Annotated in this window: 24 protein-coding genes; 9 read left to right on the top strand and 15 right to left on the bottom strand. The window is 63.6% G+C overall.

The window, feature by feature from the left end:
• Positions 1 to 51: 51 nt before the first annotated feature.
• On the top strand, positions 52 to 396 hold the full coding sequence (locus ACP7BY_RS15990; RefSeq protein ID WP_033963821.1) for a hypothetical protein: 345 nt from the start codon (positions 52 to 54) through the stop codon (positions 394 to 396).
• A gap of 76 nt (positions 397 to 472) precedes the next feature.
• Here ACP7BY_RS15990 and ACP7BY_RS15985 read toward each other — a convergent pair whose 3' ends face one another.
• The 6 genes from ACP7BY_RS15985 to ACP7BY_RS15960 all read right to left on the bottom strand — a co-directional run bounded on the left by ACP7BY_RS15985 (position 473) and on the right by ACP7BY_RS15960 (position 7,668).
• The gene (locus tag ACP7BY_RS15985) at positions 473 to 2,311 is read right to left on the bottom strand and encodes a M2 family metallopeptidase (RefSeq protein WP_033963820.1); all 1,839 of its coding nucleotides are present in this window, start codon (positions 2,309 to 2,311) and stop codon (positions 473 to 475) included.
• A gap of 52 nt (positions 2,312 to 2,363) precedes the next feature.
• Positions 2,364 to 3,125 carry an alpha/beta fold hydrolase gene (locus ACP7BY_RS15980; RefSeq protein ID WP_033963818.1) on the bottom strand — a complete coding sequence of 254 codons (762 nt, stop codon included), beginning with the start codon at positions 3,123 to 3,125 and terminating at the stop codon, positions 2,364 to 2,366.
• A complete protein-coding gene (locus ACP7BY_RS15975) occupies positions 3,106 to 3,552 on the bottom strand; it encodes a GFA family protein (RefSeq protein WP_033963815.1) in 447 nt (148 codons plus the stop codon). The genes ACP7BY_RS15980 and ACP7BY_RS15975 overlap by 20 nt, the downstream gene beginning before the upstream one ends.
• An 82-nt stretch (positions 3,553 to 3,634) precedes the next feature.
• Positions 3,635 to 4,663 (bottom strand): aspartate-semialdehyde dehydrogenase, encoded by a 1,029-nt coding sequence (locus tag ACP7BY_RS15970; protein ID WP_033963869.1) that lies wholly within the window; start codon positions 4,661 to 4,663, stop codon positions 3,635 to 3,637.
• Between the two features lie 61 nt (positions 4,664 to 4,724).
• The gene (locus tag ACP7BY_RS15965; RefSeq protein WP_033963814.1) at positions 4,725 to 5,441 is read right to left on the bottom strand and encodes an MgtC/SapB family protein; all 717 of its coding nucleotides are present in this window, start codon (positions 5,439 to 5,441) and stop codon (positions 4,725 to 4,727) included.
• A gap of 4 nt (positions 5,442 to 5,445) precedes the next feature.
• Positions 5,446 to 7,668, bottom strand: a complete 2,223-nt coding sequence (locus tag ACP7BY_RS15960; protein ID WP_137902286.1) for a S9 family peptidase — start codon at positions 7,666 to 7,668, stop codon at positions 5,446 to 5,448.
• Positions 7,669 to 7,960: 292 nt separating this feature from the next.
• Here ACP7BY_RS15960 and ACP7BY_RS15955 point away from each other — a divergent pair, with 292 nt between their 5' ends.
• Complete coding sequence (locus tag ACP7BY_RS15955; protein ID WP_033963811.1) at positions 7,961 to 9,091, top strand: hypothetical protein; 1,131 nt, start codon at positions 7,961 to 7,963, stop codon at positions 9,089 to 9,091.
• A 69-nt stretch (positions 9,092 to 9,160) separates the two neighbouring features.
• On the opposite strand, the gene ACP7BY_RS15950 is transcribed toward ACP7BY_RS15955, so the two are convergent.
• A complete protein-coding gene (locus ACP7BY_RS15950) occupies positions 9,161 to 10,522 on the bottom strand; it encodes a DUF418 domain-containing protein (protein ID WP_126846310.1) in 1,362 nt (453 codons plus the stop codon).
• A 98-nt stretch (positions 10,523 to 10,620) separates the two neighbouring features.
• Between ACP7BY_RS15950 and ACP7BY_RS15945 the strand changes: the two genes are divergently transcribed.
• Both ACP7BY_RS15945 and ACP7BY_RS15940 read left to right on the top strand, forming a co-directional pair.
• Positions 10,621 to 11,484, top strand: coding sequence for an alpha/beta hydrolase (locus ACP7BY_RS15945; protein WP_126846308.1), 864 nt, complete (start codon positions 10,621 to 10,623; stop codon positions 11,482 to 11,484).
• Complete coding sequence (locus ACP7BY_RS15940) at positions 11,481 to 12,806, top strand: hypothetical protein (protein WP_137902285.1); 1,326 nt, start codon at positions 11,481 to 11,483, stop codon at positions 12,804 to 12,806. Before ACP7BY_RS15945 ends, ACP7BY_RS15940 begins: the two co-directional genes overlap by 4 nt.
• Before the next feature lie 78 nt (positions 12,807 to 12,884).
• Here the strand turns inward: ACP7BY_RS15940 and rplS are convergent, their stop codons facing one another.
• Positions 12,885 to 13,274: a 50S ribosomal protein L19 gene (rplS, locus tag ACP7BY_RS15935; RefSeq protein ID WP_010402880.1), complete on the bottom strand. Its 390-nt coding sequence runs from the start codon at positions 13,272 to 13,274 to the stop codon at positions 12,885 to 12,887.
• 1 nt (position 13,275) lies between these two features.
• Complete coding sequence (gene trmD, locus ACP7BY_RS15930; RefSeq protein WP_033963810.1) at positions 13,276 to 14,007, bottom strand: tRNA (guanosine(37)-N1)-methyltransferase TrmD; 732 nt, start codon at positions 14,005 to 14,007, stop codon at positions 13,276 to 13,278.
• Between the two features lie 39 nt (positions 14,008 to 14,046).
• On the opposite strand from trmD, the gene ACP7BY_RS15925 reads away from it, so the two are divergent.
• Complete coding sequence (locus tag ACP7BY_RS15925; protein ID WP_033963809.1) at positions 14,047 to 14,952, top strand: NAD(P)/FAD-dependent oxidoreductase; 906 nt, start codon at positions 14,047 to 14,049, stop codon at positions 14,950 to 14,952.
• Here the strand turns inward: ACP7BY_RS15925 and ACP7BY_RS15920 are convergent.
• Genes ACP7BY_RS15920 through ffh form a run of 5 tightly spaced genes read right to left on the bottom strand, consistent with a single transcriptional unit; the run spans position 14,942 to position 18,142 of the window.
• The gene (locus ACP7BY_RS15920) at positions 14,942 to 15,325 is read right to left on the bottom strand and encodes a type II toxin-antitoxin system VapC family toxin (RefSeq protein WP_126846303.1); all 384 of its coding nucleotides are present in this window, start codon (positions 15,323 to 15,325) and stop codon (positions 14,942 to 14,944) included. The genes ACP7BY_RS15925 and ACP7BY_RS15920 overlap by 11 nt on opposite strands.
• Entirely contained in the window at positions 15,322 to 15,597 is a 276-nt protein-coding gene (locus tag ACP7BY_RS15915) for an AbrB/MazE/SpoVT family DNA-binding domain-containing protein (protein WP_033963866.1), read from the bottom strand. The genes ACP7BY_RS15920 and ACP7BY_RS15915 overlap by 4 nt, the downstream gene beginning before the upstream one ends.
• Positions 15,598 to 15,627: 30 nt before the next feature.
• Entirely contained in the window at positions 15,628 to 16,104 is a 477-nt protein-coding gene (rimM, locus tag ACP7BY_RS15910; protein ID WP_033963807.1) for a ribosome maturation factor RimM, read from the bottom strand.
• Positions 16,104 to 16,619: a 30S ribosomal protein S16 gene (gene rpsP, locus ACP7BY_RS15905; RefSeq protein ID WP_010402889.1), complete on the bottom strand. Its 516-nt coding sequence runs from the start codon at positions 16,617 to 16,619 to the stop codon at positions 16,104 to 16,106. Before rpsP ends, rimM begins: the two co-directional genes overlap by 1 nt.
• A gap of 41 nt (positions 16,620 to 16,660) precedes the next feature.
• Positions 16,661 to 18,142 (bottom strand): signal recognition particle protein, encoded by a 1,482-nt coding sequence (gene ffh / locus ACP7BY_RS15900; protein ID WP_033963805.1) that lies wholly within the window; start codon positions 18,140 to 18,142, stop codon positions 16,661 to 16,663.
• Between the two features lie 233 nt (positions 18,143 to 18,375).
• On the opposite strand from ffh, the gene ACP7BY_RS15895 reads away from it, so the two are divergent.
• The 4 genes from ACP7BY_RS15895 (at position 18,376) to ACP7BY_RS15880 (ending at position 22,961) form a co-directional block, all read left to right on the top strand.
• Positions 18,376 to 20,016 (top strand): putative bifunctional diguanylate cyclase/phosphodiesterase, encoded by a 1,641-nt coding sequence (locus ACP7BY_RS15895; RefSeq protein ID WP_033963865.1) that lies wholly within the window; start codon positions 18,376 to 18,378, stop codon positions 20,014 to 20,016.
• Positions 20,017 to 20,083: 67 nt separating this feature from the next.
• The gene (gene mtaB / locus ACP7BY_RS15890; RefSeq protein WP_137902284.1) at positions 20,084 to 21,421 is read left to right on the top strand and encodes a tRNA (N(6)-L-threonylcarbamoyladenosine(37)-C(2))-methylthiotransferase MtaB; all 1,338 of its coding nucleotides are present in this window, start codon (positions 20,084 to 20,086) and stop codon (positions 21,419 to 21,421) included.
• The gene (gene ftsY / locus ACP7BY_RS15885; protein ID WP_033963804.1) at positions 21,418 to 22,344 is read left to right on the top strand and encodes a signal recognition particle-docking protein FtsY; all 927 of its coding nucleotides are present in this window, start codon (positions 21,418 to 21,420) and stop codon (positions 22,342 to 22,344) included. Before mtaB ends, ftsY begins: the two co-directional genes overlap by 4 nt.
• Positions 22,341 to 22,961: an inner membrane-spanning protein YciB gene (locus ACP7BY_RS15880; protein ID WP_137902283.1), complete on the top strand. Its 621-nt coding sequence runs from the start codon at positions 22,341 to 22,343 to the stop codon at positions 22,959 to 22,961. The genes ftsY and ACP7BY_RS15880 overlap by 4 nt, the downstream gene beginning before the upstream one ends.
• Positions 22,962 to 23,280: 319 nt before the next feature.
• Here the strand turns inward: ACP7BY_RS15880 and ACP7BY_RS15875 are convergent, their stop codons facing one another.
• The gene (locus ACP7BY_RS15875) at positions 23,281 to 23,886 is read right to left on the bottom strand and encodes a superoxide dismutase (protein ID WP_033963803.1); all 606 of its coding nucleotides are present in this window, start codon (positions 23,884 to 23,886) and stop codon (positions 23,281 to 23,283) included.
• Between the last annotated feature and the right edge of the window lie 17 nt (positions 23,887 to 23,903).

Genomic DNA, 23,903 nt, shown 5'->3' with positions numbered 1-23,903 from the left:
ACACCCGCCACCTCGCGCGTTACGCCTGATCAACGAACAAGGGAGCCGCTCATGGCCACGCCGCCGAAAAAACCGACCGACACCGCAACCAAACCCGCGACCCCGCGCAAGCCCGCGACGCCCCGCAAAGCCGCGGCACCGCGCAAGGCAACCGCGAAAAAGGCTCCGGCGACGAAGACCGCTGCGACGCCGACCCGCAACCGCTGGGGCCTGGCCGCGATCATCGGCGGCGTGGCGGCAGTGGGCGCGGCAGCGGCAGCGCTCTTCACCCTGCGCAGCAGCACGCCCAAGACCGAAGCGCTGAACCCCGGCGAACATGCACATCAGGCCGATGGCAGCGATTCCAGCGCTTCCTTCCAAGCGGGCATCGCCGATGAAGGGACGATCCCCAACTGAGGCGACCTATCGCTTGGCCTCGCGCCCGGCGGAACCAGAAGTTTGGGGGAAGGCAGACCGACCTTCCCCCCAAGCATCACCACCCCTGCGGCTTGCCCTCATTCTGCTTATCCAGCCACGCCTTTAGCGGTGCGAAATAATCGACCATCGCCTGGCCCGAAATCTCGCGGGTGCCCGTAAACACGGCCAGTGCCTCGGGCCACGGCTTCGACTGCCCCATTTCCAGCATGGCGTTCAGCTTCGCGCCGACCTCCTTATTGCCGTAAAAGGAGCAACGATGCAGCGGCCCGGTCCAGCCCGACTGCTTGCACGCCGCCTGATAGAATTGGAACTGATAGAGCCGGGCGAGGAAATAGCGCGCATACGGCACGCTGGCCGCAACATGGTATTTCGCGCCGGGATCGAAGCGCGTCTCGTCGCGCGCGACCGGGGGTACGATCCCCTGATATTTCAGCCGCAGGTCGTTCCAGCTCTTTTCATACTGCCCCTCCGGCGTCGCGCCCGAAAAGACACCCCAGCGCCATTTGTCGACCAGCAGACCAAACGGCAGGAAGGCAACCTTGTCCATCGCCTGCTTGAGCAGCAGGCCGATATCCTTGTCGGGGCTCGGCACCTTGGCCGGATCGAGCAGGCCGATCTTCACCAGATAATCAGGCGTGATCGACAAAGCGACGAAATCGCCGATCGCTTCGTGGAAGCCGTCATTCGCGCCATTCTCATAGAGGAAGGGCTGATTTTTGTAGGCGCGCTGGTAATAATTGTGGCCCATCTCGTGATGGATGGTGACGAAATCGTCGCCATTGACCTTGGTGCACATCTTGATGCGCACGTCATCCTTGCTGTCAATGTCCCAGGCCGAGGCATGGCAGACCACTTCGCGGTCGGCCGGCTTCACGATTTGCGAGCGCGCCCAGAAGGTGTCGGGCAGCGGCTTGAACCCGAGCGAGGAGTAGAAGCCCTCGCCGGTCTTGAACATCTTGATCGGGTCATAGCCCTTGGCCTTGAGCAGATCGCCGACATCATAGCCGACATCGCCCGCGCCCGCCGGGGCTACCACATCATAGATGTTGCCCCATTCCTGCGCCCACATATTACCCAGCAGATCGGCGCGGATCGGCCCTGTCTTGGGCTGCACCGCATCGCCATATTGGGCGTTCAGCTTCCAGCGGACATAGGTGTGGAGCGCCTTGTAGAGCGGCTCGACCTGCTTCCACAGCGTATCGGTGGTGGCCTCAAACTGCGCCGGGGTCATGTCATAGCCCGAGCGCCACAGCGCGCCGACATCGGCATAGCCGAGGCCCTTGGCACCTTGGTTGGCGATCACCACTTCGCGTGCGAAATCCTTGCGCATCGGCGCGCCGACAGCGTCGTGCCAGCTGACCCACATCTCCTTCGACTTGGCGGGATCGCGCACCGTGCCCATCGCCGCCTCGATGTCGCTGCCGTTGATCGGCTTGCCGTCAAGCGTGCCCTTGCCCTTGCCATAGTCCGATCCGAGCTTCGTCACGATCGTCGAAAGCTCGGATGCGGCACCGGGCGTGGTCGGCGCAGGCAGCGTCAGGCCGTTGCGCAGCAGATCGATCTTGCGTTTGGTATCGAACGACAGGCCGGGCACACCCGCATATTTCGCCGCCTCGAGCGCGAAGCGGACCCCCATCTCGGTCCCCTCCGCACCGAACTTCGCGGCGATCGCGTCGGTGTCGTCGGTGATGTAGGTTGCGTTGATCCACGCCGCCTGCTGCGCCGGGGTGGAGAAATCGGCCAGTTCCTTTTCCGCGCGCGCTACGAACGCATCTGCCTCGGCGACGGTCGGTGCTGCGGCAGCGGCGGCGGGTGCGGCTGCCGGGTTGGCGAAAGCGGGTGCCGACGCCAGCGACAGAATCAGGGCGAGCGACGAAATTCCAGTGCGGATCATGTGAGTCCCCATTTGCAAAGATGGCGCAACCTGTGCGCCACCGCGCGCAGGGTCAAGCCGCCAGAAACGCCGCGATCGCCGTGCCCAATTCGGGTTTGAGCACCGCGCTCATATGGTTGCCGGGGATCGCCTGATAGCGCGCATCGGGCAGCGCCGCCGCGAGGTCCTGCGCCGAGCCGTTGTCGTCATCGTCCTCGCCGGTCAGGATCAGCGTCGGCGTGGTGATATGGTCGAGCGCATCGCGCGGCGTGTCGACGAAGGTGTCGAGAATGTGCAGCAGCGCGACCGGATCGCCCGCAGTCGTCTTGAGGAACGCTTCGGTCAGCCATTCGCTGGTGCCGCGTGTGAAACTGCCGAGGTTGGTCAGCACATTGTGGAAATAGCTGCCACGCCCGGCGGTATCGACGATGCCCTGCAACCCCATGCCAGAGATGACCGCGCGGCGTGGCGTCGCGCCATTGGCGAGCATCCGCATCGAGGTGCGCCCGCCGAGCGAATAGCCGGCGAGATCATAATCGGTGAGGCCGAGATGCGCGATCAGCGCAAAGCCATCGCGCATCAGCACGTCGGGCGGATAGGCGGCGGCCTCGTGCGGCTTGGCGCTGTCGCCGTGCGCGCGCAGGTCGGGCATGATCACCCGAAAACCTGACTCGGCGATGCGCGCAGCATGGCCGTATTTGATCCAGTTGATCGTCGCGTTGGAGAAATAGCCGTGGATCAGGACGACAGGGCGTCCCTCCCCGATCTCCCGCCACGCCAGGCGGGTGCCATCGAAGCTGTCGAAGAACTGCGGTTCAGTCGGGGAGTTTGCCAATAGCTTTCATCCAGCGCTCGACCGTCGACGGATTGTCCGCCACCCGCGTCGTCGGCAGGTCCTTAATGTCGAGCCACGCCTCATGCCAAGTCTCGGGCGAGAAATGATGCGTCGGGCGAAAGCGATACGGATCATCGAAACTGCCGACGCTGAGGTCCATAGTCTCGCCGGGCTCGAGATATTCAAAGGTCAGCGGCGTGCCGCACGCAGCGCAAAACCCGCGCTGCGCGATCGGCGAGCTTTGATAACGATCGGGTTCGCGCTCCCAGGCGACATTGGCGATCTTCACTCCCTTGAAGGCGATCGACACGCCCCCGGTCGCGCGCTGGCACATCCGGCAGTGGCACAGATACGCATCGTCAGTGTCGATCGCGACGCTGTAGCGGATCCGACCGCATTGGCAGCCGCCGGTGACGGTTTCGGTCATCCCTGCCTCCCTGTCTACGCGGTCATGCCTTATCGGCTGATGACCGCGTTCGACTGGAGGCTAACAGGCGTTCAGAAGCCGCTCAATCCGCCTTCTTCAAATACCGGCGGCCCAGCAATTCCGCGATCTGCACCGCGTTGAGCGCCGCGCCCTTGCGGAGATTGTCCGAAACGCACCACAAGGACAGGCCGTTCTCGACGGTCGAATCCTCGCGCACGCGGCTGATGAAGGTCGCATATTCGCCCACGCATTCAACCGGCGTCACGTATCCGCCGTCCTCGCGCTTGTCGACGAGCATCACGCCGGGTGCCTCGCGCAGGATCTTCTGCGCCTGGTCGGCCGAGATTTCATTCTCGAACTCGATGTTGATCGCTTCCGAATGACCCACGAACACCGGCACGCGCACGCAGGTGGCGGTGACCTTGATCTTGGGATCGAGGATCTTCTTGGTCTCGACCACCATCTTCCATTCTTCCTTGGTCGACCCATCGTCGAGGAAGCTGTCGATGTGCGGGATCACGTTGAAGGCGATCTGCTTGGTGAACTTCTTCGCTTCCGCCGAATCGCCGACGAAGATGTTGCGCGATTGCTCGAACAGCTCGTCCATCCCCGCCTTGCCCGCGCCGGAGACCGACTGATAGGTCGCGACGACGACGCGCTTGATCTTGGCGAAATCGTGCAGCGGCTTCAGCGCCACCACCATCTGCGCGGTCGAGCAGTTCGGGTTGGCGATGATATTGCGCTTGGTATAGCCCGCGATCGCATCGGGGTTCACTTCCGGCACGATCAGCGGCACATCGGGGTCCATGCGGTAGAGCGACGAATTGTCGATCACCGTGCAACCGGCAGCGGCAAAGCGCGGCGCGTGGATCTTGGTCGCGTCCGACCCGATCGCGAACAGCGCCATGTCCCAGCCGGTGGGATCGAAATTGTCGATATTCTGCACTTTGAGCTTGCGCCCGGTCTCGCCGAAATCGACCTCGTCGCCCTGGCTGCGCGACGATGCCACCACAGCGATATCCGCCAGCGGGAATTCACGCTCCGCCAGAATATTGAGCATCTCGCGCCCGACATTGCCCGTCGCGCCCGCGACCACGATCCTGTAACCCATAACATCCTCCAATTCGGATCGCGCCCGTAGCGTCATTACGCGCCGACGTCCAATCGCTTTGCTAATCGTGCGTGCGCGCCTGCCACGTCGCATGGGAAATTCCATGCACGGTCGCAAGATGATCGGTCAGCGCGTCGAGCTCACCGCCGTCTATATTGGTGCTCACCAGCTTGGCGACAATCTCCACGCGATCTTCACCGCGCGCAACCACGTCAAGCTCGGCCACGGGGAGTTGCGCCGCCTCAAGATGCTCGGTCAGCAAATCGCCCATCGGCCCGGCCTCCTCGGCATCGGTGGTGATCGTCACCGTATAGGTCGCCTCGACATTGCGCCCTTCGATCGGGATGCGGTTGATCGCATCAACCAGCGGCCGCAGCATCGTGTTGGCGAGGATCACGAAGCCGGTCAGCAGCACCGCTTCCGCGATCAGGTCGCTCCCGGCAATCGCGCCCACCGCCGCCGAGCACCACAAGGTCGCCGCAGTGTTGAGCCCGCGGACGTTCATCCCCTCCTTCATGATCACGCCCGCGCCGAGGAAACCGATCCCCGACACGACATAGGCAATGATCCGGATCGACTCGACGTCCCCGCCGAGCCGCTGCCCGAGATCAACGAACGCCGCTGACCCCAATGCGACCAGCGCATTGGTACGCAGGCCCGCAGTGCGCTGGCGATATTGCCGCTCGGCGCCGATCAGCGTGCCGAGCACGAACGCCGCCAAATAGCTGACGACCGTGTCCAGGAACGGCCACAGATGGAAGGTCGTCAGGAACCGCATGTGATCAGCGCTTGTCCTTCACGTTGCGGTCGAGGAAGGTCAGGATCGTCCCCCACAGATGCTCGCTAATCCCCGGCCCAGCCACGCGGTGCGTGTAGCCGGGGTAGAACATCATCTCGAACGGCGTATCGGTCGACTGCATCCGCGCGGCGAGCGCGGTCGAGTTGGTAAACACGACGTTATCATCAGCCATTCCGTGGATCAGCAGCAGCGGATCCTTGATCTTGGGCGCGTTCTCAAGCGCCCCTGACGCAGCATAGGCTTTCGCGTCGCCGACCGGCGAGCCCATATAGCGCTCTGTATAATGCGTGTCGTACAGGTTCCACTGCGTCACCGGCGCGCCCGAAACGCCGGCCGCATAGACGCCCTGGCTCGCCTCCAGCATCTTCAGCGTCATATAACCGCCATAGGACCAGCCATAGATCGCCACCTTGTTTGGATCGACGAAGGGCTGGCTCTTGATGAACTTCGCGCCCGCCAATTGATCCGCCACTTCGACCGTGCCCATCGCGCGGTAGATATGGTCCTCGAACGCCTTGCCGCGATTGTACGATCCGCGATTGTCGATCTGGAAGAAGATGTAGCCGTGCTGCACCAGATATTGCGGCAACGCCCCGCCCCAGCCACGCGTTACCTGCTGCCCGGTGCCCGGGCCACCATAATGCTGGAAGAACACCGGATACTTCTTGCCCGGCTCCAGCGGCGGCGTGATCATCTCATAATAAAGATCAGTGCCGTCCTCGGCCTTGATCGTGCCGAAGGTGGTTTGCTGATGGCTCGCCAGATAGGGGTAATAAGGATGCCCCGGCTTCAGCGCATTTTCGTTGATCCACGACAGCCGCTTGCCGCTCGCATCGGCCAGATAGACCTGCGTCGGCTGGGTCGGGTTGGAGCGCCCCACGATCATCCGCGTCGCGGCGTGATCCATGCTGGCACCATTCCACCAGCCCGTCTCGGTCAGCCGCGTCACGACGCCCGGATGCGCGATGTCGACCGAATAGACATGCTGCTCCAGCACGCCATCCTTATTGCCGGTGAAGAACAGCCGACCTTTGGCTTCGTCAACGCCGATCAGCTGCTGGACGACCCAATCGCCCTTGGTCAGCGCGGTCCACTTGCCCTTGGCGAAGCGGTAGAGGTGGCCATAGCCGGTCCGCTCCGAGCGCCAGATCAAGCTGCCATCCTTCATCGGACGATAGGCTTCGGTAAGGTTCAGCCAACTCCGCGCGCCCGCTTTCTCGGTGAACAGGATGCTGCTCTTGCCCGTTTCCGGGTCGACCGTGAGCATGTCGAGCGTCTTCTGGTCGCGGCTTTCGCGCTGCACCAGCAGCGTCTTGCCATCGGGCGTCCAGTCGACGCGGGCGAGATAGATGTCGGGATTCTGGCCAAGATCGACCTTCACCCTGCCTGTGCCATCGGCCTTCATCACATACAGTTCGACCGCGACATTCGGTGTGCCCGCCGCCGGATAGCGCTGCTCATAGACCTTAGTCCCGGTCGCCCCGATCGCGGCGCGGGTGACGATGCCGACCGGAGCCTCGTCAAAACGCTCGACCGCGATGTGCGTGTCCTGCGGGGACCACCAATAGCCGGTGCGACGGTCCATTTCTTCCTGCGCGACGAACTCGGCCTCGCCCCAATGCACCGTGCCCGCGCCATCCTGGCTGATCTGCCGAGCGTCGCCGCCGCCGAGCGGCTGGACGAACAGATTCTGCCCGCGCACGAAGCTGACGAACCCGCCCTTGGGGCTGATAATGGGGTTGAGCGCGCCGCCAGGCGAGTTGGTCAGCCGCCGCGTCGTGCCGTCGAGCGTCGCGAGATACAGGTCCCCGTCCAGCGGCACCAGGATGGTCTTGCCATCGGGGGCCCAGTCATAGGCCACGATCCCCTTTGACCCGGCGATGCGGGCGCGCTCGCGCTGCATCTTTTCGGCCTCGGACAATTCCGCGCCACTGCCGACCTTCTTCGAATCTACCAGCATCCGCTCTTCACCGGTGCGCGTATCGAGCGCCCATAGGTCGAAACGCTCCTTTTCATCGGCCCGCGGGCGCAGCGAGGTCAGCAAAGTGCCGTCAGGCGACAACCGTACCCCGCGCGGCTGCACGCCCGACAGATCGGGGCTCCCGAACACGCGTGACAGCGTCAGCTTGGTCGGCGCGTCAGCCGCCATCACGGGCACCGCCGCACAGGCGAGCATCACGCCCGCAAAAGCCCAACTCGCCCGCATCCTGCATCTCCAATCCCGCGTTTTTCCTCGCCCGACGAGTGCGGACGGCGTCGGCGCTTATCGCGGTGCGCGGGGACTGCGTAAAGAGGGCAAGCGCGCGGTGCGGCATCGCGTCCGGATTGCAACGAGAATTTGCTCGGCTGCGGATGCGTCGATCGCGCCGAACGCCCCCTTGCCGTCGTTAAGGATCAACTTCGGCCTGCACTTTGCGCGGTGCCCGCTAAACTGACGGGGCAACGCGCGCTGCACCAACCAAGACACCATTCACCCTTCGCCTTTCAGGAGAATAGTAATGCCGTTGGAAACAAGCAGCCTGTCCCCGCGCGACGCCGCGCTCGAAATCATGGACGGCTTCAAGGCGCGCCTGGGCATCGACCTGGCCGGAATCGCCGGCAACGAAGCACTGACCGTCGAACAACGCCGCCGCAAGATGATCGCAAAGCTGTTGGAGGCGACACTCTCGGGAATCGATGAGTATCACCGCGCCGAGGGCATCGAGCTCGCATCGCATGAAGACAACACGCTGATCACCGCTGCTCTGGCCGAAGAGCCCACCGAGATCGAACCGAATATCAGCCTGACCCAGCATAATTTCGAAATTGTCCGCGGCTATCGCGGACAGGAAGTGACCGATTATGTCTATGGTCTGTCCAAACGGCTCGAAGCGATGCAGAACGCCAAGACGCCGGGCCAGCTCGCCATCGAGATCGGCGCGAGTAGCCTGTTCAGCATCGGCGTGGCGATGGCCAAATTGACCTGGACCGCCTGGCGCGGCGGGGCGACCTTCCTCAATGCGCTGCGCACGGGCATCACCACGCTGGGCATGAAGACCGCGATCACCATCATCGTGATCGTGCTGGTCGCATTCCTGCTCTATCTATTCCTCGAAAACCCCAAAAAGGTGCTGGCGCTGGTGTTCAACGACACGGCGGAAGATCTCGTCGTCACCAATTGGCGCGCCGGAGTCGAGGGCGGCACGGGTGGGAACCTCTATGTCGCGCACGGGCACATGGAGAATTTCATGCAGGATCACGCCAGCGGCGATCTCGATTCACCAATCGTGCAGATCCGCCAACGCTTCTTCTTCGAACCGAACGATCCCGACAATGTCGTGTTCGGCGGGATCTATTTCGCCGATCGCAATTTCGGCCTGCGCGGCAGCGAGGGGGTAATGCTGTTCACATCGCTGAACAGCCCTTTCTCCGCCGCGCATCTCTACGCCGTGCCGTATGTCAACGATAACGGCACCAACATGCGCTTGATGACCGGGCAGAAACCCAATCTCGAAACGCTGTTCCGCGAGATGTACGATACGCGCAAGGTGCGGGTCGATTTCGCCGAGGGCGGGTATCGCTTTACCTCGACCGTGAATGACGCGCGCGGTGGCGTGGTTGGCTTGATCGGCACGATCTCGACGACCTGATCCAAAAACGGCAGGGCGTGGCGGACGCAGTCCGGCATGCCCTGCTGGCCACGACGCGATCCGCCTCGCTCAAGCGAGCGCCGGGCTTCCCTCCACCTGCGGCCCCACCCGCGCCCGCTTGCGCCATGGCAGCACGCGGCGCTCCACCAGCGAACGCCACGCCCATTCGACCGGCGCAATGTCGAAATGCCGCACCCACACATTGGCGCCGATCAGCAACGCCGCATTGATGAGGAAGGCCGTTACCATCAGCGGTCCCCATGTCATCTTGCCGTACAGGCCGAGCATGAATGGCGGGTACAGCACCCACAGGCAGATCAGCGTCTGCGCGATATAGATCGACAGCGCCGTCCGCCCGGCCGCGACGAACGGGCGCAACAGCCGCGCCCCGACGGCGCTGCTGACGAGCAGGTTGATCAGCGCGACATGCCCCAGCGTCATCGCCTGCCGCGCAAACTCATAGCTCGCCCAGAAGGTATAGGGACCATTGCCGAATTCCATCTGTTCGGACGCGCCGATGACCCGCAGCGTGATGCCGACGGCATAAGCGATCAGTGCGGTCCAGACGTAAAAGCGCCGCGAGCGCCGCCCCTGCAGGATGCCGAGCTTATAAAGCGCGGCACCGATCAGCATGACGCTCGCCGCTTCCCATACGAACAATATCTCGAGGAACTGCGACTCGATATCGAGGAAGGAGCCCCATTGTGCGTGCGCCCAGGTGATGAAAGTGCCCTTGCGCGCTTTGTCTTCGGCGGCGATGTCGTTGTGCGATTTGGCGCGGGCCTCGGCGCGCTTTTTGTCCCGCTCGGCCTTGTCCTTCAGGACCTTGCGTTCTTCCGCAGTCGGCTTGGTTCCGGCGGCCACCTTGGCCTCGATCGCCGCCACTTGCGCGCGCGTCTGCAGCGTCAGGTAATAGCCGAAATAGCCCCCGCCCCCCAATTGGAACAACGCCAGCGTCAGGCCGATCATGATCAGCCATTGCGGGCGCAACCGCCGGAACAGGAACGCGACCAGCGCGGCCAGCCCATAGGTGTGGAGGATGTCCCCGGGCCACAACAGGATGAAGACATGCACCAGCCCGAATGCGAACAGGATGAGATTGCGTACATAATAGCGCCGCATCACCACCCAGCCATTGGCTTTATCGGCCACACGATCGGTCAGGATCACCATCCCCGCGCCGAACAGCATTTCCAGCATGCAGCGGGCGGTGCCATTGGCGAACACTTCGCGCAGCCACCAGGCGATCCGGTCGGTCTGCGACCAGCCGAGATGCCGGATATCGTCGAACGACGCGTAAATCGACTGCCCCATGTCGTTGATGTTCATGAACAGGATGCCGAGGATCGCCACCCCGCGCAGGATGTCCAGCACCGCGATGCGCGGCGCGCCATCGGGTTCGGCGGCGGTGGTCATGGTGACGTCGGACATATTTCCCCCCGGAATAGTCGGCAGCCGACCATAGCGAATCGCGGTGTATCGTGCAAACATGACACGTTGGTCGAGAACGGATGCGGGGGGGGTAGCGAATGCGGCGGATCGGGTCGGCGCAAAAGGCCTTCGCGGCACTTGTTTTAACGGTCCTGCTTCTTGCCGGGGCAACCCCGGTGCTGAGCCAGTCGATCCACGACCGTATTTATCCCGCGCCAACCGCACCAATCGCGACCGCAGTCCTCCCTGCAGGGGCCGAGCGCGTCACGGTCCAAACTAGCGACGCGCTGTCGATCACCGGAGCTGCGGTCGCGGCCGCGCCGGGCAAACCGACGCTGCTGGTGTTCCACGGCAACGGCTCCAGCGCGATGAGCACGCTCGCCTGGTTCGCGCCCGCCATCGCCAAGGGCTATGGCGTCGTAGCAGCGGAATATCGCGGCTATTCGGGCAATCCAGGCCGCGCCGACGAGCCCGGGCTCGCGCGCGATGCCGACGCCTTTTATGCCGAGGCACGGCGGCGGGCCGGGGGCGGGCGGCTGATCGTCGTTGGCCACAGCCTTGGCGGCGGCGTGGCCTTCGGGCTGGCGTCACGGCAAAAGCTGGATGCGCTGGTGACGATTGGCACCTTCACCAGCCTGACCGCGATGGTACCGAAGATCGGGCGCGCGTTCGTCAGCGACCGCTACGACAATCTTGCCACGGTGCCGACGCTGGACGAGCCCTATTTCCTGATCCACGGCCTCGCCGATCAGACCATCCCCGCTGCGATGGGGCAAGAACTCCACAAGGCCGCACACGCCGCCAAACGCACTGGTTTCAGCGTGGTGATCCAGGGGGCCGACCATCACCCTGATGGCGCGCTGATTGCTTCAATCCTGGAAACGATCGTGGCACATCTGGACCACCCCGATGCGGCGGCTTTGCCCCTCCCCGACACCGTGAAGATTTATGGCTTCGGTTGAGCCTTGCCGCCACGATATTCGCGCACTCTCTTGACTGGTCTCGCAACATCGTCAGTCTCGATCGCCGAGGTTGGGAGCGGATAATGGTAGGAAAGCGGTTCGTTTTTATAGCCTTGTCCCCATTGCTCCTCGGCGCGCAGAGTCCACCGCAATCGCCCGCTGCCGATGTGGCAGATACCGCTTTGGCTAAGGGGCGCTATCTCGAGGCCAGTGACGCCTTGGCCGCCGCAGCCTTCGGCCCTGACGGCAAAGTGCGTGACGAAGACGCGTTCCAGATGTGGGAACAGGTCAGCCCAATGCTCACCAATGAACTCGACCCAGCCGTGCTGGCCCGTGCCCAGCCTGGCTCGCCCCCCGACCCCAGTTGGGCAACGCACTTGGCGGCGGCCACTCCACACGATGCCATTGAAGAGATCGTCCGACGCGCGCGCGACACCAGCATCGTTATCTTGAATGAAGCCCATGATAGCCCGCGCGACCGTGCCTTTGCTTTGCAAGTGGCACGTGCGTTAAAACCCCTTGGGTACTCGATCCTGGCCGCCGAGACGTTTGATAGCGAGCCGGCGGAACCCGGCCACGCCTCGATGATCGACAAACTCAGGCAGGACGGTTTCGTCCGGATCAGCACCGGTTATTACACGCGAGACCCGGTATTTGCGGGCTTTGTGCGCGAGGCCTTAGCGTTGGGGTATCGGCCTGTGGGTTACGAGCAAACCAGCAAGCAACGCCCGAAAGAGGGCGGCATTGCCCCGCGAGAGCAAGCGCAGGCAGAGAACTTGGCGGCAATTCTCGCAGCGAAGCCCAGTGCAAAAGCACTGATATACGTTGGATATGGCCACGTCTGGGAAGCCCCGATCAACTTTCAACAAAGTACGACCGATATGATGGCAACGCGGCTGAAACGGTTGACCGGCATTGACCCGCTCACCATTGACCAGACGAGTTTAACAGATTTGGCATCCGCCGCCCGCCCCGCTTACGCCGTAGCTGCGCGGCGCATCGGGAACCGACCGAGCGTCTTCTTGGAAGGCAACAACCCGCTCATTCTCGGGCGCTATGCTGGTGCGGTTGACCTGCAGGTGGTTCACCCGGCCAGAGCGTATCGCTACGGACGTCCTCAATGGCTGGTTGAAATGGGCGGCACGCCACTCGCAATCCCGAAAGAGCTGGTGCCGACCTCGGGGCGTCGGCTGATCCAGGTTTTTGCCGCAGATGCACCGCCGGATGCCGTCCCGCTCGACCAAATTGTGGTACAAGCCGGTGCCCCGTTGCCGATGCTGTTCGCGCCCGCCGTACCGGTGCGCTTTGCCATCGGTTCATAGCAAGCCGCTCTGGCACAAACAAAAAGGGCGCAGAGGCCAAAGCCACCGCGCCCTTCTGTTAGCCTAACGGCTGTCCGATTACTCGGCAGCGCCGCCCTTGGCCGGACGGGTGTCGCGGCGCTCGGCGATGCGTGCCGACTTGCCGGTACGACCACGCAGATAATAGAGCTTCGCACGACGCACTGCGCCCTTGCGGACGACTTCGATGCTGTCGACGTTGGGCGAATAGAGCGGGAAAACGCGCTCTACGCCTTCACCGAACGAAATTTTCCGCACGGTGAAGTTCGAGCCCATGCCCTTGTTGGAACGCGCGATGCACACGCCTTCATAATTCTGAACGCGGGTGCGCTCGCCTTCGACCACCTTCACGCCGACCTTCAGCGTATCGCCAGGGCGGAATTCGGGGATCTTCTTGGTCTCGAGAAACTTGGCAATGTTCTCGGCTTCGATCGTCTGGATGAGATTCATCTCATGCGTCCTTGTCTGTCTGTCGCGCGCCAGAGGGCGACTGGACCCGAGCACCCTCATGGCGCTCCCACAGGTCCGGCCGCCTTAGCCGTGTTTCGGTCTCGGCCATCGACTTTCGCCATGCCGAAATCCTCGCATGATCCCCCGATCGCAACACTTCGGGGATCGTGCGCCCTTCCCATTCAAATGGTCGGGTATATTGCGGATATTCGAGAAGCCCCGTTTCGAAGCTCTCGTCCACGCCGCTATAAGCCGCGCCCATTACGCCGGGGAGCAGCCGAATGCAAGCGTCGAGCAGCACCAGCGCCCCCATCTCGCCGCCCGAAAGAATGTAATCCCCGATCGACACTTCCTCGATGTCGCGCGCGGCGAAGATGCGTTCGTCAAACCCCTCGAAGCGGCCACACAGGATGGTGACGCCCGGCCCTTCCGCCAGGCTACGCACGCGCGCCTGGGTAAGCGGGGCGCCGCGCGGCGTCATGGCGAGCAGCGGAAGGCCAGCGGGCACGCTGTCGATTGCCGCCGCCAGCACATCGGCGCGCAACACCATCCCCGCCCCGCCACCCGCGGGCGTTCCGTCGACGGTGCTGTGCTTGTCGGTGGCGAAATCGCGGATGTTGCGCGCGTCGAGGCTCCAGCGCCCCTCGGCCAGCGCGCGACCGGCAAGAGAAATGCCAAGCGGCCCGGGAAACATGTCGGGGTAAAGCGTTAAGACGGTGGCGGCGAACGGCATTGGGCTCCTTCCCCCGCCCGCCTCCGAAAGGCAAGACGCGTGGACGACTGCATCATCATCGGCGCTGGCCCGGCCGGGCTCACCGCCGCCATCTATCTCGCGCGGTTCCATTTGCGCATCCGCATGTTCGATTGCGGCAGCAGCCGAGCCGCGCTGATCCCGCGCACGCACAACCATGCCGGTTATCCCGGCGGGGTGAAAGGCACCGAGTTACTGCGCTTGATGCTGGAGCAAGCCGAGGAATTCGGCGCGACGCGCGAACAGGCGGAAGTCACCGAAATCGTTCCGACGGGCGACACGTTCGACGTGCGCGTGGGCGATCACCGGTATCCGGCCCGCTCGGTCCTGCTGGCTACCGGCGTGGTCAACCACCGACCGGACATGGCGGGGGATGTGCATGACGAAGCGCTGGCCCGCGGGCTGCTGCGCTATTGCCCGATCTGCGACGGCTATGAAGTCACCGACAAGCGCGTCGGCGTGATCGGCACTGGCGACCACGGAATGAAGGAAGCGCTGTTCCTGCGCGGCTTCACCCGCGACGTGACCTTGATTGCGCCCGGTGCCGCGCATGAGCTCGACGCGACCTGCCGCGCCAAACTGGAAGACGCTGGCATCGTTCATGTCGATGGCCCCTGCACACCAATCCGCACTGCCGGGGACGCGATCGAGGTCACCACGCCGGGCGGTGCGCTACGCTTCGACAGCGTCTATCCGGCACTGGGGTCGACGATCCGCTCCAGCCTCGCCGTTGCGGCCGGCGCGCGGGCGACCGCCGATGGCTGCCTCGAAGTCGACGATCATCAACGCACCTCGATCCCGGGCTTGTTCGCCGCGGGCGATGTGGTGAAAGGGCTCGATCAAATCAGCCATGCCATGGGCGAAGCCGGTGTCGCCGCAACCACCATTCGCAACCTGCTCGACGAACGCCGCCCGATCAGGCGCTGACCGACCAGTTCTCGACGCGCAGGCCCGGCACATCGGCGAAATCGGCTTCGTTATTGGTGACGATGGTCGCGCCCAGGCTCAGCGCATGCGCGGCGAGCAAACGGTCGAAACGGGCGCGTTTGAAGGGCAGCCGCGCATATTCGCGCGCCGCAGCGTCGTCGAAGGAAAGAATCGGGATCACCGCGACAAAACTCGCCAGAACTTCCGGTGACGGCGGCTTTCCAACAAAGGTGCCGACGGCGATCTCCGCGAAACTGATCGCGGAGATCGCCACCTCGCCCGGAAAGCACGTCGCCAAGCGATCGTTCACTGCCGAAAATCGCTCCGACATCGTGTAGATCGCCATGTCGGCATCAATGAGATAGCGCGTCACGCGTCGCGCGCTGCAAGTCGCTTTGCGATCGTGCTGGGCCGCTCATCGAAATCGCCATGCGGAATTAAGCGTGCGCCGGGTGCCTTGCCCGCGAAACCGCTAATGTCGATCGTCCGCCGGGGCGCGTCGACGGGTTCTACGCGAAACGACATCGGCGCCTCCTTGACCATACGCACTTCGGTGCCTTCGGGAATGCCCATCCCCTTGGGCAGCCGCAACGCGACCGAATTGCCCGACTTGAATGTGGTACCCTTATATTCGTCGTCCGGCATCGCAGCCTCCGTATACACGTTACGTATATACTAGACCACGAAGGCAGTGTCAACGACGAGGCGCTCCGCATTCCACTCGGGTACGGCATCGGCGTTCATCGGGACCATGAAGCGCTTCTTGTCGGGCCGTTCGACTTCGATCACGTCGCCCGCGCCGAAATCATCGATCGCGACGACCTGCCCCAGCGCCTCGCCTTCCAGCGAGACGACAGGCAGCCCCAACAGATCGGCATGATAATATTCGCCCGGCTCCAGCGGCGGCAACGCCGAGCGCGGTACGGTCAGTTCGGTGCCGCGCAACGCCTCGGCGGCGTTGCGGTCGGTCACTTCGGCAATGCGGGCGATCGCGCCATTGCTGCCGTGGCGCACGGACTTCAGCGTCAGTGCGCCACCATTGAACACCTTGTAGCTGCTCAGGTCCTCGGTGAAGACCTTGAGACGGACTTCCCCCGTCACACCGTGCGCGCCGATGATGACGGCGAGCGTGACGGGGGAATCGGGTCGCATCAGCCGTTCGCCGGGGTTTCTTCAGCGGTTGCCTCGGCGACGGCTTCGGCTTCCGGGGTCGGGGTTTCGGTTGCGGCTTCTACCTCAGCGGCCATGACAGCTTCGGCTTCAGCAGCTGCGGCAGCGGCCTTGGCCTCTTCCTCAGCGGCAGCAGCGGCGACCTTGGCGGCCTCGGCATCGTCCAGCTTCTTCTGGCGCTCTTCCAGGCGCTCGGTCGCCTTTTCGCCGGGCTTGCCCTTGTTCGGGTTGTTGCGGGCTGCACGCTCGCGCACGCCGGTCACGTCGAGGAAACGCGCAACGCGGTCGGTCGGCTGCGCGCCAACGCCCAGCCAATAGTTCGCACGCTCGGTGTCGAGCACGATGCGCTTCTCGTCGTCCTTGGCGAGCAACGGGTTGTAGGTGCCGATCTTCTCGATGAACTTGCCGTCGCGCGGGTTGCGCGCATCGGCAACGACGATGCGATAGTAAGGGCGCTTCTTGGAACCACCGCGCGAGAGACGAATGCTGACTGCCATTTTCTGTACCTTCTTCTTTTAATACGTTGATTGGGTTGAACTTATTTCTTCTTGAGCAAATTCTCGAAGCCGGGAGGAAGCTTGGTCTGGCCGCCGCCGAGGCCAGGAAGGCCGCCACCGCCGCCGCTGAGCATCTTCGCCGGATCGATCCCGCCGCCCAGCGCACCGCCCAGCCCACCAAGACCGCCGCCACCGCCGAACATCTTGGCCATGCCGGCCAAGCCGCCCATCTTTTTGATCTTCTTCATGGCATTCGCCATTTCCTGATGCATCTTGATGAGCTTGTTGACGTCCTGCACCGTGGTGCCGGAACCCTTGGCGATACGGATCTTGCGCTTGGCGTTGAGCAGTTCCGGCTTGCGGCGCTCCTTCGGCGTCATCGAGGTGATGATCGCGTCCATCCGCACCAGTACCTTTTCGCCGCCGACCTGGTCGACTTGCGCCTGCGCCTTCTTCATGCCGGGGATCATACCCGCCAGCGCGCCGATGCCGCCCATGCGCTGCATCTGCGCAAGCTGCGCGCGCAGATCGTCCATGTCGAACAAGCCCTTGGCGAGCTTGGCCGCCATCTTCTCGGCATCTTCGACCTGGATCGCTTCGGCCGCACGCTCGACCAGGCCGACCACGTCGCCCATGCCAAGGATCCGCCCGGCAACGCGCTTGGGGTCGAACGCTTCCAGCGCTTCGAGCTTTTCGCCCATGCCGGCGAACTTGATCGGCTTGCCGGTGACGGCACGCATCGACAGCGCCGCACCACCACGCGCATCGCCGTCCATGCGGGTCAGCACGACGCCGGTCAGCGCGACCTGATCGGAGAAGTTCTTGGCGACGTTGACCGCATCCTGCCCGGTCAGCGCATCGACCACGAGCAGGATTTCGGTCGGCTTGGTCACTTCGGCGACCGCGCGCATTTCGTCCATCAGCGCCTGGTCGACATGCAGACGCCCTGCCGTGTCGAGCATCAGGACGTCATAGCTCTGCAGCTTCGCCGCCTGCAGCGCACGCCGGGCGATGTCGACCGGCTGCTGCCCGGCGACGATCGGCAGGGTCGACACTTCGGCCTGCGTGCCGAGCACGGCCAACTGCTCCTGCGCATTCGGGCGATTGACGTCGAGCGACGCCATCAACACCTTCTTGCCTTGCTTCTTGGCGAGGCGCAGCGCGATCTTCGCAGTCGTCGTGGTCTTGCCCGAGCCTTGCAGACCGACCATCATCACGATCGCGGGCGGCGTCACGTCGAGTTCGAGGTCCGCCGCTTCGGCCCCGAGCATCTCGACCAGCGCGTCGTTGACGATCTTGACGACTTGCTGGCCGGGTGTGACCGAGCGCAGCACGTTCTGGCCGACCGCCTGTTCGGTGACCTTATCGACGAAATCGCGCGCCACCGGCAAAGCGACGTCGGCTTCGAGCAAGGCCACGCGCACTTCGCGCATCGCCGCGCGCACGTCGGCGTCGGTCAGCGCACCGCGCCCCCGCAACCGATCGAACACACCGCCAAGACGGTCGCTCAGGCTCTCGAACATCCGAACAAACCCTTCTCAAAAGTCGCTTTTGCCCAGTAACGCAAAGAACGCCGGCGGACGAAACCTCGTCGACCGGCGTAGCCCCGTGGGGCAGCCTTCACGCACCTGAACAGGAGCGATTGAGGTTGCCCCTACCGCAACACAAGCAATTGCGCAACCATCCGGCTTAACACGATCTACACGGGTAGCGTGGGATGGACACGAACCGGGAAAGCGTTGGGGCGAAAGACAGCATGATGGCCGAGTCGAGGGTTGGCGAAACGAGCGAGCAGGGCACACGGGTGCCCGCCGAACGCCACGACATCCTGAACGGCGCGATCACGGTGGCGGCGATTCTGTTGTTCGTCGGCACCGGCAGTGCAGCGCTATCGTCGACGATCCAACGCTATTTCAACGATGGCCCCGGCCCCGACCAGACACTCGTCATCGCCTTGCTGCTCAACGTCGCGCTGATCCTGTTCGGGTGGCGTCGCCACCGCGAGTTGGCGCATGAAGTGGCGATACGGACCGCTGCCGAGGAACGTGCGCAACTGCTCGCCTCCAAGGATCCGCTGACGGGCTTCCTCAACCGCCGCAGCCTGGCCGAGGAAGGGGCGGCCATGTTCGTCCGGGCACAGGCCCGCCATAAAGCGATGGCGTTGCTGATGCTCGACCTCGACCATTTCAAGACCGTCAACGACATGCACGGCCACGCAACGGGCGATGCCCTCTTGCAGCAAGTCGCCGTGCAAATTGCCGAAGCGATGCCCAGCGTTGCGCTGACCGCGCGCTTCGGCGGCGACGAATTCGCCTGCGCCTTCCTATTCGACCCCACCGACCCATCCACCGTCGAACGCATCGCCGAAAAGCTCGTCAGCCGTCTGGCGCAGCCGTTCCAGGCCGGCGGATTGCAGCTGCACATCTCGGTATCGGTGGGCATCGCGCGTTCGGACTTCGATTGCACCAGCATCGATGCGCTGATGCGCGCCGCCGACATCGCGATGTATTCGGCCAAGAATTCCGGGCGCAATCGCTTCGCCTGGTTCGACCAGTCGATGGAGCGCGAGTTGCAGGTCCGCAACGATCTGGAAGTGGGCCTGCGCAGCGCCATCCCGCGCGCTGAAATCGTGCCCTATTTCGAGCAGCAGATTCACCTGGCGACCGGACGACTGAGCGGTTTCGAAGTGCTGGCGCGCTGGGACCATCCGACGCGCGGGCTGATCGGCCCCGACGCCTTTATCCCGATTGCCGAGGAAACCGGCATGATCGCCGATCTGTCGCTGTCGGTGATGCGCCAGGCCTTCCTCGCCGCCAAGGACTGGGACGCCAGCCTGTCGCTGTCGGTGAACATTTCGCCGTGGCAGTTGAAGGATGCGTGGCTCGCACAGAAGATCATCAAGGTGCTGACCGAAACCGGCTTCCCGGCCAGTCGGCTGGAAATCGAGATCACCGAGACGTCATTGTTTCATAACCTCGCGCTGGCGCAATCGATCGTGGGGAGCCTCAAGAACCAGGGCGTGCGCCTCGCACTTGATGATTTCGGCACGGGCTATTCCTCGCTCGCGCATCTGCGCGCGCTGCCCTTCGACCAGATCAAGATCGACAAGAGCTTCATCATGTCGATCAACGAGAATAGCGAAAGCGCGGCGATCGTCACCGCAATCACGCGGCTGGGCGAGAGCCTCAACCTGCCGATCACCGCCGAGGGCATAGAGGATGCGAGCATCGAGGAACGGCTGCGCGCGCTGGGCTGCGCCAAGGGCCAGGGGTATTTCTACGGCCGTCCGACCAGCATCGCCGTTACCCGGCGGCTGTTGGCCGAGCGGCGGCTGTTGCAGGTGGTGACGACCGATCCGGCCTTCCAACCGGCAGAGGAACACCGCCGGGCGAGCTGACGTTGTCACCATCGTCGAGCGGGGCGGTGCATGGACTTCGCCCGCATCCGCTCCTAGATCGCCCGCAATGCCCGGTCCCCAGATCATCAGCCTTGGCTGCCGCCTGAACATCGCCGAGAGCGAAGCGATCCGCGCGCTCACGGCTGGGCGGGACCTGGTCGTCATCAACAGTTGCGCGGTCACCAATACCGCCGTTGCCGAAACGCGCAAAGCGATCCGCCGCGCCCGCGCCGACCGACCGGGTGCCGAGATCGTCGTCACCGGGTGCGCGGCGCAGATCGACCCTACCGCCTTTGCTGCGATGCCCGAGGTCGACCGTGTGCTCGGCAATGCCGAAAAGCTTTCAGGAGACGCCTGGGCCGCGCCAGAACCGGTGCTGGTCGGCGATATTGCACGGGTCCGCGAAACCGCACCCCACCTCGCCCCCGCCTTCAGCGCGCACGCCCGCGCCTTTGTCGAGGTGCAGAATGGCTGCGACCATCGCTGCACCTTCTGCGTGATCCCCCAGGGGCGCGGCAACAGCCGCTCGGTCCCCGCCGGAGCTGCGATCGATCGCATCGCCGCTTTGGCCGAGGCAGGGCATCGCGAAGTGGTGCTGACCGGAGTCGACCTCACCAGCTATGGTCCCGATTTGCCCGGTGCGCCCACGCTCGGGCAATTGGTCGAGCGCATCCTGCACCGTGTCCCCGCGCTCGAACGGCTGCGGCTGTCGTCGCTCGACGGGATCGAGATCGACGACCGGCTGTTCGCGCTGCTGACGCAGGAAAAGCGGATGATGCCGCATGTCCACCTCTCGCTCCAGGCGGGCAGCGACCTGATCCTGAAGCGGATGAAGCGCCGCCATAGTCGCGCGCAAAGCGTCGGGCTGGTCGAGCGGTTGAAGGCCGCGCGGCCCGACATTGCGATCGGGGCCGATCTGATCGCGGGTTTCCCGACCGAGGATGATGCGCTGTTCGCCGAGACGCTGGCGTTGATCGACGATTGCGACATCGTCCACGCGCATATTTTTCCCTATTCCGAGCGCGACGGCACACCTGCGGCACGTATGCCCGCCGTGCCGGTGCCGGTCCGCAAGGCCCGGGCGGCGCTGCTGCGCGAGGCAGGCGCGCAGCGCAAGGCGGCGTGGCTGCAGACTTTGGTCGGCAGGAAGCAAGACGTTCTGGTCGAACGGCCCGGCGATCGCGGGCATACGCCCGGCTTTGCCGAGGTGCGCTTCCCCCTCCCCCCCGTTCGCCCTGAGCCTGTCGAAGGGCAGGCTTCACCACAAGCCGCGTTCTCCGCAGCGAGCAGTGCTTCGACAAGCTCAGCACGAACGGTAGAGGGGGCTGCACGAACGGCCGGAAATATATCCGCCATCCATATCCTCGCCACCGACGGCAAAACCCTCACCGGAATCCCCGCATGACATCCTGGCACGAAAAACTCCTCGGCGGATTCAAACGCACCTCGGATCGGCTGATCGGCAACCTTGCCGGACTCGGCACCGGGCCACTCGACAAAGCAACGCTCGACGAGATCGAGGAAGCGCTGATCGCCTCCGATCTCGGCCCCGAAACCGCCGCCCGCATCCGCCAGCGCTTGTCCGTGGGCACCTTCGAGCGCGGCATGGAAGAACTGGGCATTCGCCTGGTCGTCGCCGAGGAAATCGAGAAGGTGCTCGATACCGTCGCCACGCCGCTCGAGATCACCGGCTTCCCGCGTCCGCACGTCATCCTCGTCATCGGGGTCAACGGCTCGGGCAAGACGACGACCATCGCCAAGCTCGCGCATTGGCTGAAGGAGCAGGATTATGGCGTCATGCTAGCGGCGGGCGACACCTTCCGCGCCGCCGCGATCGGCCAGCTCGCCACCTGGGCCGAGCGCGCGGGCGTGCCGATCATCAGCGGCAAGGAAGGCGGCGATGCGGCGGGGATCGTTTATGAAGCGGTCAAGCAAGCCACCGCCACCGGCATCGACGTGCTGATCGTCGACACCGCCGGTCGCCTGCAGAACAAGCGCGAGCTGATGGACGAACTGTCCAAGATCCGCCGCGTGCTCGGCCGCCTCAACGTCGACAGCCCCCATGACGTGCTGCTCGTGCTCGATGCCACTACCGGACAGAACGCGCTCAACCAGATCGAGGTGTTCAAAGAAAGCGCCGGGGTCACCGGCCTCGTCATGACCAAGCTCGACGGCACTGCGCGCGGCGGCATGCTGGTGGCGGCGGCGGAGAAATACGGCCTGCCGATCCACGCGATCGGCGTGGGCGAAGGCATGGGCGATCTGCGCCCGTTCGATGCGAATGAAGTTGCGCGGATCATCGCGGGCGTGGAAGGGGTCCGCAAATGACCGCCACCCCCATCAAAAAAGCCCCGCTCGGCGCGGGCCAGCGCCTCGCCATCGACATTGGCCCGATCGCGATCTTCTTCCTCGTCAATTTCCTGACGCCAGGGCTGGACATGGTCAAACTGATCGCCGGCACCGCAGCCTTCATGATCGCGAGCATCGCCGCCATGATTTATTCCCTGGTCCGCGCCGGACGCATCTCGCCGATGCTTTGGCTGACCGGCACGCTGGTGCTCGTGTTCGGCGGGCTGACGCTGTATTTCCACAATAAGGATTTCATCCAGATCAAGCCGACCGTGATCTATGCGATGCTGTCGGCGATCCTCGTGTTCGGACTGGTAACCGGGCGACCATTGCTGAGTCTGTTCCTTGAGGCCGCCTATCCGGGCCTGACCGAGACCGGCTGGCGGAAGCTGACGATCAACTGGGCGATCTTTTTCGCGTTCCTCGCCGTGCTCAACGAAGTCGTCCGGCACGAATTCAGCTACACCTTCTGGCTTGGTTTCAAGCTGTGGGGCGTCATTCCGCTGACGCTGATTTTTGCATTTGCGAACGTGCCGATGCTGATGAAGCACGGCTTTAGCGTGAACAACGAACCACCGATCCCGCCACAGGAATAATTGCAACCGCCGTTAGGCGTGCCAATCGCGGGGGAGAGCAGACCCTGCTCAATCCCCCGCACGATCGTGTCGCCGGTGCCGGTCTTTCCGGCGGCCTACCTCTTCCGCGTTTTTGTTCTGATACGGCGCTACGACAGCACGAACGAGTATAGCAGGCGCTCAAACAAAAAAAAGGCCGGTCTCGCGACCGGCCGGGAAAGTTTTAGGAGAGGATGCCTGAAAGGCACCTTCTTTGTGCAGTGCAGCAGACACTTGCGCAACTGCAATATACGATTTTACGATTGCATATTGTGCAATCGCATCATCCGAAACGTGCGATTCAGGCGGCGTCGAACCGCTTGCCCGCTTCGTCCCAGTTTACCACATTCCACCACGCCTTCAGATAGCCGGGGCGATCGTTCTTGTAGGTCAGGTAATAGGCGTGTTCCCACACGTCATTGGCGAGGATCGGCGTGCCCTTGTCCTTGGCATCGTCCATCAGCGGATTGTCCTGATTGGGGGTCGATACGACCTTCAGCGCGCCGCTCGCATCCTTGATCACCCACGCCCAGCCCGAACCGAACTGGCCCGCACCCTTGCCGTTGAAATCTTCCTTGAGCTTGTCGAGGCCGCCATAGGCTTCGATCGCCTCGGCGAGCGCGCCCGACGGCTGGGTGGTGCCGGCCGGGGCCATGATCTTCCAGAAGAAATCATGGTTCCAGAAGCCACCACCATTGTTGCGCACCAGCGGCGGCAGCGTCGAGATGATGTCGAAAATCTCTTCGATCGTCTTGCCTTCAAGCTTCGGATCGGCCGCAACACCCTCGTTCAGCTTCGCGGTATACGCCGCGTGATGCTTGTCGTGGTGATACTTCATCGTCTCTTCGCTGATGGTCGGCTCCAGCGCATCATAAGCGTAGGGCAATGGGGGAAGTTCGAAAGCCATGGGTCTTCTCCTTGAAA

Source organism: Sphingomonas sp. PSPC2-2 (assembly GCF_049897725.1).
GTDB lineage: Bacteria > Pseudomonadota > Alphaproteobacteria > Sphingomonadales > Sphingomonadaceae > Sphingomonas.
The sequence above is the reverse complement of the archived record's forward strand: the minus strand, read 5'-3'. Positions and strand labels throughout refer to the sequence as shown.